General features: G+C 70.2%; 7 protein-coding genes and 1 pseudogene. 5 read left to right on the forward strand and 3 right to left on the reverse strand.

Translation table 11 applies throughout. From position 1 onward, the window contains the following. Together VN520_RS29250 and galU are read right to left on the reverse strand one after the other, a co-directional pair. Positions 1–359: pseudogene (locus VN520_RS29250) on the reverse strand (molybdopterin molybdenumtransferase MoeA); the annotation flags it as partial. Positions 360–364: 5 nt separating this feature from the next. Further along, positions 365–1,267 carry a UTP--glucose-1-phosphate uridylyltransferase GalU gene (galU, locus tag VN520_RS29255; protein WP_325749960.1) on the reverse strand — a complete coding sequence of 301 codons (903 nt, stop codon included), beginning with the start codon at positions 1,265–1,267 and terminating at the stop codon, positions 365–367. Between the two features lie 106 nt (positions 1,268–1,373). On the opposite strand from galU, the gene VN520_RS29260 reads away from it, so the two are divergent. Continuing rightward, positions 1,374–1,982 (forward strand): 5-formyltetrahydrofolate cyclo-ligase, encoded by a 609-nt coding sequence (locus VN520_RS29260; RefSeq protein WP_325749961.1) that lies wholly within the window; start codon positions 1,374–1,376, stop codon positions 1,980–1,982. Here the strand turns inward: VN520_RS29260 and VN520_RS29265 are convergent. Beyond that, entirely contained in the window at positions 1,969–4,713 is a 2,745-nt protein-coding gene (locus VN520_RS29265) for a penicillin acylase family protein (protein ID WP_325749962.1), read from the reverse strand. The genes VN520_RS29260 and VN520_RS29265 overlap by 14 nt on opposite strands. A 277-nt stretch (positions 4,714–4,990) precedes the next feature. Here VN520_RS29265 and VN520_RS29270 point away from each other — a divergent pair, with 277 nt between their 5' ends. The 4 genes from VN520_RS29270 to VN520_RS29285 all read left to right on the forward strand — a co-directional run bounded on the left by VN520_RS29270 (position 4,991) and on the right by VN520_RS29285 (position 9,476). Beyond that, positions 4,991–6,574: a potassium/proton antiporter gene (locus VN520_RS29270; RefSeq protein ID WP_325749963.1), complete on the forward strand. Its 1,584-nt coding sequence runs from the start codon at positions 4,991–4,993 to the stop codon at positions 6,572–6,574. 290 nt (positions 6,575–6,864) lie between these two features. Continuing rightward, entirely contained in the window at positions 6,865–8,145 is a 1,281-nt protein-coding gene (locus VN520_RS29275) for an MFS transporter (RefSeq protein ID WP_325749964.1), read from the forward strand. Between the two features lie 66 nt (positions 8,146–8,211). Continuing rightward, complete coding sequence (locus VN520_RS29280) at positions 8,212–8,541, forward strand: FmdB family zinc ribbon protein (protein WP_325749965.1); 330 nt, start codon at positions 8,212–8,214, stop codon at positions 8,539–8,541. Positions 8,542–8,627: 86 nt separating this feature from the next. Then, positions 8,628–9,476, forward strand: a complete 849-nt coding sequence (locus VN520_RS29285; RefSeq protein WP_325749966.1) for an S-methyl-5'-thioadenosine phosphorylase — start codon at positions 8,628–8,630, stop codon at positions 9,474–9,476. Positions 9,477–9,622 lie beyond the last annotated feature (146 nt).

A 9,622-nucleotide genomic window follows, 5' to 3' on the forward strand; every position in this document is an offset into this window, starting at 1 on the left:
TCGACCGGGACGACCGCCTCGGCGCCCGCGGGCAGCGGAGCACCGGTCATGATGCGGGCGGCCTCGCCCGGACCGACGGACCGGCCGCCGGCCAGGCCCCCGTCGCCCGCCGCGACGTCGCCGACGACCGTGAGGACGGCGGGGAACTCCTCGCTGGCGCCCTCGACATCGGAGATCCGGACGGCGTACCCGTCCATCGAGCTGTTGTCGAAGGGCGGCAGGGCGACTTCCACCATGACGTCCTCGACCAGGACGCAGCCCTGGGCGTCGGGCAGCTGCAACTCGATGGGTTCGAGCGGCTTCACCGCGGCGAGGATGTCGTCCAGGTGCTCGTCCACCGACCAGATCGTGCTGCTCAAACTCTCTACAACTCCTCGGTGACGTAACTGCGCAGCCAGGTCCGGAAGTCCGGGCCCAGGTCCTCACGTTCGCACGCGAGTCTGACAATGGCACGCAGATAGTCGCCCCGGTCACCGGTGTCGTAGCGGCGGCCCTTGAAGACGACGCCGTGCACGGGCCCGGCGACCTCCTCGTCCTCGGCCAGCAGCTGGAGGGCGTCGGTGAGCTGGATCTCGCCGCCCCGTCCGGGCTCGGTCCGGCGCAGTATGTCGAAGATCCCGGGATCCAGGACATAGCGGCCGATGACGGCGAGATTGCTGGGGGCGTCGGCGGGGTCGGGCTTCTCCACGAGTCCGGTGACCCGGACGACATCGCTGTCGGTGGACGCCTCGGTGGCCGCGCAGCCGTACATGTGGATCTGCGCGGGGTCGACCTCCATCAGGGCGACGACGCTGCCGCCCTCGCGCTCCTGGACCTCGACCATCCGGGCGAGGAGAGGGTCGCGCGGGTCGATGAGGTCGTCACCGAGGAGGACGGCGAACGGCTGGTCCCCGACGTGCGGCGCGGCGCAGAGGACGGCGTGCCCGAGGCCGCGCGGATCTCCCTGGCGCACGTAGTGCATGGTGGCCAGGTCGCTGGACTCCTGGACCCTGGAGAGCCGTTCGTCGTCCCCCTTGCGGGTCAGCGCGGACTCCAGCTCGTAGTTCCGGTCGAAGTGGTCCTCCAGGGGACGCTTGTTGCGACCGGTGATCATCAGTACGTCGGAGAGACCCGCGGTGACCGCTTCCTCGACGACATACTGGATGGCGGGCTTGTCGACGACAGGCAGCATCTCCTTGGGAGTGGCCTTGGTGGCCGGCAGGAACCGGGTGCCGAGACCTGCAGCTGGGATGACAGCTTTGCTGATCCTGGGGCGCGACTGAGTCATGCGCAGCACTGTAACCGGTACGTATGGGCGGAACATGAGCGTCCGGTTAACTTCGTTCTCATACATCCACATAGACGAACTATGCGAGCACCCGTTGAACCATGACATGTCCCGAAAAGCAGCTCTACGGCGTGAGCTGCTCGCCGCGCGAGCGCTTCTCACCCCGGAGGACGTCAGGAGGACCGCCGCGGTTCTCTCCGCGGCCGCTGCGGATCTTCCCGAACTGGCCGCCGCCGAAACCGTGGCGGCCTATGTCTCCGTGGGGCGCGAACCGGGGACCCACGCACTCCTGGACGCTCTGCGAGCACGGGGCGTCCGCGTGCTGCTGCCGGTGCTCATGGCGGACAACGACCTGGACTGGGCCGTGTTCGAGGGCGCGGAGCACCTCGGACCCGCCGGCCGTGGGCTGCTGGAGCCGGACGGCGTACGCCTCGGACCGCAGGCCGTCCTGGACGCGGACGTGGTGCTGCTGCCGGGGCTGGCCGTGGACGGGCGCGGGATGCGGCTGGGGCGCGGCGGCGGCAGCTACGACAGGGTGCTGGCCCGGCTCGCGGCGGCGGGGGCGCACCCCGCCCTGGTCGTCCTGCTCCACGACGACGAGGTGGTCGCGCGGGTTCCCGAGGAACCGCACGACCACCCCGTGGATGCCGTGGTCACGCCTGCCGGAACGCGGCGCTTCCCGCCCGGGGGCCGGGACCGGCCTAGGGTTTCCTGAGCGTCAAGGTGTCGACGGTGGACTCCTTCACCGCGTCCTCGCCGAAGGACCAGTCGAGCAGTTCGCCGTCGACCCACTTGTCGGTCTGATCGGTGTAGTGCGCGCTGAACGCGTGCCCGGAGGCGCCGGTGAGGTTGATCCAGCGGGACTTGTCCCAGTCGCCGACGTTGACGACCATCCGCATCGACGGGACCCAGATGACCTCGTAACCCCCGGCCGCGTTCCAGCCGGTGGCGTTGACCGCCGCCTCACCGCCGCCGAGGTCCCAGGGGCCCCGGTTGAGGGCCCGCTGCAGAAGGTCCGGACCCTCGGTGCCGAGCGTCTGGTTGCGCAGGGTCAGCTGGTGCAGCCTGCCCCAGCTCCAGGTGGTGATGTCCTTGCCGAGCTCGGCGGTCAGCTCCCAGCGGGCGTCCTCCATGGCGCGGGCGAAGAGCTCGTCCCGGCTGTCGACGGCCGCTTCGCGCCCCTTGGCCGGGACCTTCCACCACTCGTTGTCCTGGTCGTCCAGGATGCTCTCGACCACCTCGTACCAGCGGTCGCCGCCGTCCGGCTGCGCGGCCTCGGGGGCGCGCTGGCCGCATTCGCGCACGAGCTTGTCCTGCTCGTCCACCGGGCCGGTTCCGGCGACCGGCTCGACGTAGACGCAGTCGCCCTTGGCCCGCATCTCCTTGGGGAGCTTGTCGCCGAAGGCCAGCTTGAGGATGTTGCGCCAGACACCGTTGAAGTAGGCGGCGGCAGCCGAGTCGGGCTCCTGGGTGAAGTCCCAGCCCTCCAGCAGCTTCTGTGCCTCGCGGACGTACTTGTCCGAGATGTTGATCTTCTTCAGCTCGGGCACCAGCTTCGCGGCGATCGCGCTCTGGTTGTCCATCTGCATCGTCTGCATGTCGTCGGTCGAGATCTTCTCGCCGCCGTCGATCTTCTTCTGGATCAGGTCGTTGATGCGCTGGCTGCGGGCGCCGTAGCCCCAGTCCTCGGTGAGCATGTGCTCGTAGTCGTCACCGATGACCGCCTGGTTGGCGGTGACGATGTAACCGCGCTTCGGGTTGTACTCGTACGGCAGCTCGTCGAAGGGGATGGACTCCTCCTCCCAGCCGTACTTCGGGCTCCAGCCGGGGCTCGGCGTCGTACCGTCGCCCTGCTTGCGGACCGGGATCCTGCCCGGCGCCTGGTAGCCGATGTTGCCCTCGGTGTCCGCGTAGATCATGTTCTGCGACGGCACCTCGAAGTCGGCAGCCGCCTTCCGGAAGCTCTCGAAGTCCTTGGCCCGGTTGAGCTCGAACACCGCGTCCATGGACTTGCCGGCTTCCAGCGCCGTCCACTTCAGGGAGACCCCGTAGCCGTCGCCGCGGTCGGGCGCGGAGGTGCCCACGGGAGCCTTCTTGCCGACCTTCTCCAGCTCATCGCTGCGGTCGGAGACCAGCGGACCGTTGTTGGTCTCGCGGACGGTGATCGTCCTGCTCTTCCCGCCCGCGACCTTGATGGTCTCCTCGCGGGTGATGAAGGGCTCGGTCCTGCCGTCGTACAGGTAGCCGTCGGCCGAGACCTTCTCCAGGAAGAGGTCGGTGACGTCGGCCCCGAGGTTGGTGAAGCCCCAGGCGATGTCCTGGTTGTGACCGATGATCACACCGGGCAACCCGGAGAACGTGTAGCCCGCCGTGTCGTACCGGCAGGTCTCCGAGAGCTGACGGCAGTGCAGGCCCATCTGGTACCAGAGCGAGGGGAGCTGCGGCGCCAGGTGCGGGTCGTTGGCCAGCAGCGGCTTGCCGGTCGTCGTGTACTCACCGGAGACCACCCAGGAGTTCGAGCCGATGCCGTTGCCGTTGGGACCGAGCAGCGCCGGGATCTCGTCCAGGGTGTCGGAGAGCGCGGAGAGCTGGGCGTTCAGGCCCTCGGTCGCGCCCTCGACGGTCTGCGAACCGGACTCGCCCGACGGCTCGGCCTGCGGGTCGTACTTCCCGGTGACCGGGGAGACCCCGCCCTGCTCGACGATCGGCTTGTTCTTCTCGTACGGGTAGTCCGGGTAGAGGGCCTCGATCTGCTTCTCGCTGAGCCTGCTGGTCATCAGCGAGCGGTCGATCTCGTCCTGCATGTTCCCGCGCAGGTCCCAGGCCATCGCCTTCAGCCAGGCGACCGAGTCGACCGGGGTCCACTCGGCGGGCTTGTAGTCGTTGGTGAGCCCGAGCGCCGCGTACTCGACGGAGAGGTCCTTGCCGTCCTTGCCGTCCAGATACGCGTTCACCCCCTCCGCGTACGCCTGGAGGTTCTTCCTGGTGTCCTCGTCCAGAACCTCGTCGTACTCCTTCTGCGCGACCTTGTGCCAGCCCAGCGTGCGCAGGAAGGAGTCGGTCTCGACCTGGCCCGCGCCGAACATCTCGGAGAGGCGGCCGGACGTCATGTGACGGCGTACGTCCATCTCCCAGAAGCGGTCCTGGGCCTGCACGTAGCCCTGGGCGCGGAAGAGGTCGCTGTCGGTGTCCGCGTAGATCTGCGGGATCCCGTAGTCGTCGCGCCTGACGTCGACGTCGCCGGACAGACCCTTGAGGTCGATCGAGCCGGTGGTCTGCGGGTGCGAGGCCCGGACCGTGGAGACGGACCAGTACGCGCCGTACCCGACACCCGCGACAAGCGCCAGCACCAGGACGATCACGAACAGGCGGGCGCGTCGCCCCTTCTTCCTGCCGGTCTTCTTCGCATCGGAAGACCCGGGAGGGGCGGTTGTGTTGGCGGGCATCGCTGTCCTTCGAGGGGCAGGGTGGTCCTGGGAGTGCTGGAGCAACCATAGGCGCCCCGCCGAAGCCACTCGGACGCGGTATGGGGATGCATCCATTTGCGCACCGGTTCGCACGGGCACTCGAAGGCGTCAAGAAAGCGTTAAAGATTAGGTAAGGTAACGAAGTAGTGGCCGCCGGAGGCCGATCCGGAAGGCGTACGCAGGGAAGGAACGGACCCTGACTGTCCACGCGCTCAACGAACTTCTGCTCGTCTGCTCGGTCGTCCTGCTGGTCGCCGTGGCTGCCGTGCGCATCTCGTCCCGCAGCGGGCTCCCCAGCCTGCTCCTGTACCTCGGCATCGGGATCGCCCTGGGGCAGGACGGCATCTTCGACGTCGAGTTCGACAACGCCGAGCTGACCCAGGTGATCGGCTACGCAGCCCTGGTCGTCATCCTGGCCGAGGGCGGGCTGGGCACGAAGTGGAAAGAAGTCAGACCCGCACTGCCGGCGGCGGCCGCGCTGTCGACCGTCGGCGTGGGCATCAGCGTGGGCGTCACCGCGAGCGCGGCGCACTACCTCGTCGGCCTCGACTGGCGGCAGGCCCTGATCATCGGCGCCGTCGTCTCCTCCACCGACGCGGCAGCCGTCTTCTCCGTCCTGCGCAAGGTTCCGCTCCCCTCCCGGATCACCGGTGTCCTGGAGGCCGAATCCGGCTTCAACGACGCCCCCGTGGTCATCCTGGTGGTGGCCTTCTCCGCCGTCGGCCCCGTGGAGCACTGGTACGTACTCGTCGGCGAGATAGCCCTGGAGCTGGCCATCGGCGCCGCGATCGGCCTCGCGGTGGGCTGGCTGGGCGCCTTCGGCATCCGCCATGTGGCCCTGCCCGCGTCCGGGCTCTACCCCATCGCCGTGATGGCCATCGCCGTCTCCGCGTACGCCGCCGGCGCCATGGCCCACGGCAGTGGCTTCCTGGCCGTCTATCTGGCCGCGATGGTCCTCGGCAACTCCAAGCTGCCGCACTGGCCCGCCACCCGGGGCTTCGCCGACGGGCTCGGCTGGCTGGCGCAGATCGGCATGTTCGTCCTGCTCGGCCTGCTGGTCACCCCGCACGACCTGATCGCCGACTTCTGGCCCGCCGTGGTCGTGGGACTGGTCCTCACCGCCGTGGCCCGGCCGCTGTCGGTCTTCATCAGCCTCGCGCCGTTCCGCCTGCCCGAGCGTGAGAAGGCCCTGATGTCCTGGGCCGGACTGCGCGGCGCCGTCCCCATCATCCTGGCGACCATCCCCATGGTGTCCGGGATCGAGGGCAGCACCCGGGTCTTCAACATCGTCTTCGTGCTCGTCGTCGTCTACACACTGATCCAGGGGCCGACACTGCCCTGGCTGGCCAAGGCCCTGAAGATCTCCGAGGACCCGTCCGAAACCGCGGACCTCGGCATCGAGTCGGCTCCCCTGGAGCGGCTGCGCGGCCATCTGCTGTCCGTCGCCGTTCCCGGCAGGTCCAGGATGCACGGCGTGGAGGTGGCGGAGCTCCGGCTGCCCGCCGGGGCCGCGGTCACCCTCGTCGTACGGGAAGGGAACAGCTTCGTCCCCGCACCCTCAACCGTGCTGCGCCGCGGGGACGAGCTGCTGGTCGTCGCGACCGACCCCGTGCGTGACGCGACCGAGGCACGGCTGCGCGCGGTCGGCGAGGGCGGCAAGCTGGCCGGCTGGCTGGGCACCGGCGGTGCGGGCCGGCAGAACAACGGCGGTGCGGGCCGGCAGAACAAGGGCTCGGCGGGCGTGCCGCACCTCGCGCAACCGGCCAGGAAGCGGGGCAGGGGCGGCGAGAAGCGGCCGGGAGAGAAGACAGGCAGCGGACGCGGACGGGCCCACCACTGACCCGGGGAGCCCCTGCGGGCAATCGCAGGCCCGCGGGGGCAGGAACCTGTAAGATGAAGGACCGGATCTTATGATCCACACGATTCGAACCTGATCGACCAACTCTGTCTGATGCAGAGCTGGCGCGACCGTATGGCGGTCGTGGCGCCTTCGCCTCTGGAGCGAGCGCCCGGCATCTACCGCAGTCCCGCGCGAAGAGGACAGCTCTCGGCAGCTCCCGCACGCTCCCCGCACCCCGGTGCGGACAGCCCCGGGGGACACGGCCACCAGGCGGCAGAAAGGCAAGGACCGTGGCGTCCACGGTCTCCGACCGCCCCGGTTACGGGCAGTTGCTGCGCACCCCGGGTGCGTGGACCTTCCTCCTCCCGGGCTTCGCCGCCCGGCAGCCCTTCGCGATGCTGACCATCGGCATCGTGCTCCTCGTCCAGCACACCACCGGTTCGTACGGCAGCGCGGGCGCCGTGGCCGCCGCCTCCGGCGTCTCCATGGCCCTGTTCGCGCCGCAGACCGGCAGGCTCGCCGACCGGTTCGGCCAGCGCGCCGTGCTCCTGCCCGGCGTGCTGGCGCACGCCGCCTCCGTGGGCGCCCTCACGGCACTCGCCCTGGCGGACGCTCCCCTGTGGGTCCTGTTCCTGGCGGCGGTGCCCACCGGCGCCTCCGTCCCGCAGATCGGTCCCATGGTGCGGGCCCGCTGGGCGGCCCGGCTCGGCGCCGCCCCCGGACGCCCGGCCTCCCCGCTGATGACCACGGCCGCCGCCTTCGAGTCCGTGACGGACGAGTTCACCTTCGTCGTGGGCCCCGTGCTCGCGACGGCGCTGTGCACCGGCGTACACCCGGCGGCCGGCCTGATCGCCGAGGCGGCTCTGACGCTCCTGGGCGGCCTCCTGTTCGCGGCCCAGCGCTCCACCCAGCCCGCTCCCCGGGCCTCCGCCACGGCGGCCGAGCCGCACCGCTCGGCGCTCTCCGTACCCGGGGTGCGCGTCCTCGCGGTCACCTTCCTGGGCATCGGTTCCGTCTTCGGCGGCATGCAGGTCTCCCTGACGGCGTTCTCCGAGGAGATCGGCCGGCCCGGTGTGAACGGGCTGCTCTACGGGATCTTCGCGGCCGGCAACATGCTGGCCGGCATCGCCTGCGGGGCCATCGCCTGGAAGAGCAGCCCGCGCCGCCGGCTGATCGTCGGCTACGTGGCCCTGACACTGACCGCTTCCGGGCTCTGGGCCGTGCACTCCGTACCGCTGCTGGCGGGACTCGGGCTGCTGGTCGGGCTGTGCATCGCCCCCGCGTTGATCAGCGGCTACACCCTGGTCGACGCCCTGGTGCCCGCATCCGCCCGGACCGAGGCCTTCACCTGGCTGACGGGTGCCGTGGCACTCGGCCAGGCGGCGGCCGTCACGGTGGCCGGACAGCTCGCGGACGCCCATGGCGCGAGCACCGGTTTCGTGGTCCCGCTGGCCGGTACGGCACTGGCGCTGGCGACCCTGCTGGCGCTGCGTTCACGGCTGGCGCCCCCGCCCGGAGGACGGGCCCAGGCACGTGGGATCGGTCACCGCGAGCCGGTCGCAGTGGACTGATCGCTCGGAATACGTCAGTATGGAGCGTCGTTAGCACTCATCGAGTGAGAGTGCCAGGAGGAGCAAGTGCCGACCTATCAGTACCAGTGCACCGAATGCGGCGAGGGCCTCGAAGCGGTGCAGAAGTTCACCGATGACGCCCTGACCGTGTGCCCGAACTGCGAGGGACGCCTCAAGAAGGTGTTCTCGGCCGTCGGCATCGTCTTCAAGGGTTCCGGTTTCTACCGGAACGACAGCCGCGGCTCCTCGTCGAGCAGCACGCCGGCCACGTCGTCGTCCGCCAAGACGTCCGACTCGTCCACCGGGTCCTCCTCGTCGAAGCCGGACGCCAAGCCGGCCGCTTCGGCGTCGTCCTCGGCTTCTTCCACGTCGTCGAGCGGCACGTCGGCCGCCTGAGGCCCCGCGCACCCACACGTTTCACCCGGACCCCGCTGATCGACTCGGCGGGGTCCCGGTCGTGCGCGGGCGGTTAGTGTGACCGCATGGTGAACGCAGAGACGGGTACAGCGGAAATAGGTGTCATCGGCGGTTCGGGTTTCTACTCCTTCCTGGAGGACGTGACCGAGGTCCAGGTCGACACCCCGTACGGGGCACCGAGTGACTCCCTCTTCCTGGGAGAAATCGCGGGCCGCCGGGTGGCCTTCCTCCCGCGCCACGGCCGCGGCCACCACCTCCCCCCGCACCGGATCAACTACCGCGCCAACCTCTGGGCCCTGCGTTCCGTCGGCGTACGCCAGGTCCTGGGCCCCTGTGCGGTCGGCGGTCTGCGGCCGGAGTACGGGCCGGGCACCCTGCTCGTACCGGACCAGATGGTCGACCGCACCAAGGCCCGCACACAGACGTTCTACGACGGTGAGCCCCTGCCCGACGGGTCCCGGCCGAACGTGGTGCACCTCGGCTTCGCCGACCCGTACTGCTCCGAAGGACGCAAGGCGGCCCTGGCGGCGGCGCGCGGACGCGGCTGGGAACCCGTGGACGGCGGGACCCTGGTCGTGGTCGAGGGCCCGCGCTTCTCGACCCGCGCGGAGTCGCGCTGGCACGCGGCGATGGGCTGGTCGGTCGTCGGGATGACGGGGCACCCGGAAGCGGTGCTCGCCCGTGAACTGAACCTCTGCTACACGACGCTGACGCTGGTGACGGACCTGGACGCGGGGGCCGAGGCCGGGGAGGGCGTCAACCACGCGGAGGTCCTGGAGGTGTTCGCGGCCAATGTGGACCGGCTGCGATCGGTGCTCTTCGACGCGGTGGCCGCTCTGCCCGCGGACGAGGACCGTGACTGCGTCTGTGCGCACGCGCTGGACGGGATCGTTACGGGGATCGCACTGCCGTAGCGCACAGGAGGCTCGGCCTCGCGGCCGGTTCGCGGCACGGCCGGTTCGCGGCACGGCCGGTTCGCGGCACGGCCGGTTCGCGGCACGGCCGGTTCGCGGCACGGCCGGTTCGCGGCACGGCCGGTTCGCGGCACGGCCGGTTCGTG

Source organism: Streptomyces sp., assembly GCF_035563135.1.
Lineage (GTDB): Bacteria > Actinomycetota > Actinomycetes > Streptomycetales > Streptomycetaceae > Streptomyces.

Coding starts and splice junctions, on each gene's coding strand:
- galU (WP_325749960.1), bottom strand. CDS start 1,267: ATGACTCAGTCGCGCCCCAGGATCAGCAAAGCTGTCATCCCAGCTGCA.
- VN520_RS29260 (WP_325749961.1), top strand. CDS start 1,374: ATGTCCCGAAAAGCAGCTCTACGGCGTGAGCTGCTCGCCGCGCGAGCG.
- VN520_RS29265 (WP_325749962.1), bottom strand. CDS start 4,713: ATGCCCGCCAACACAACCGCCCCTCCCGGGTCTTCCGATGCGAAGAAG.
- VN520_RS29285 (WP_325749966.1), top strand. CDS start 8,628: ATGGTGAACGCAGAGACGGGTACAGCGGAAATAGGTGTCATCGGCGGT.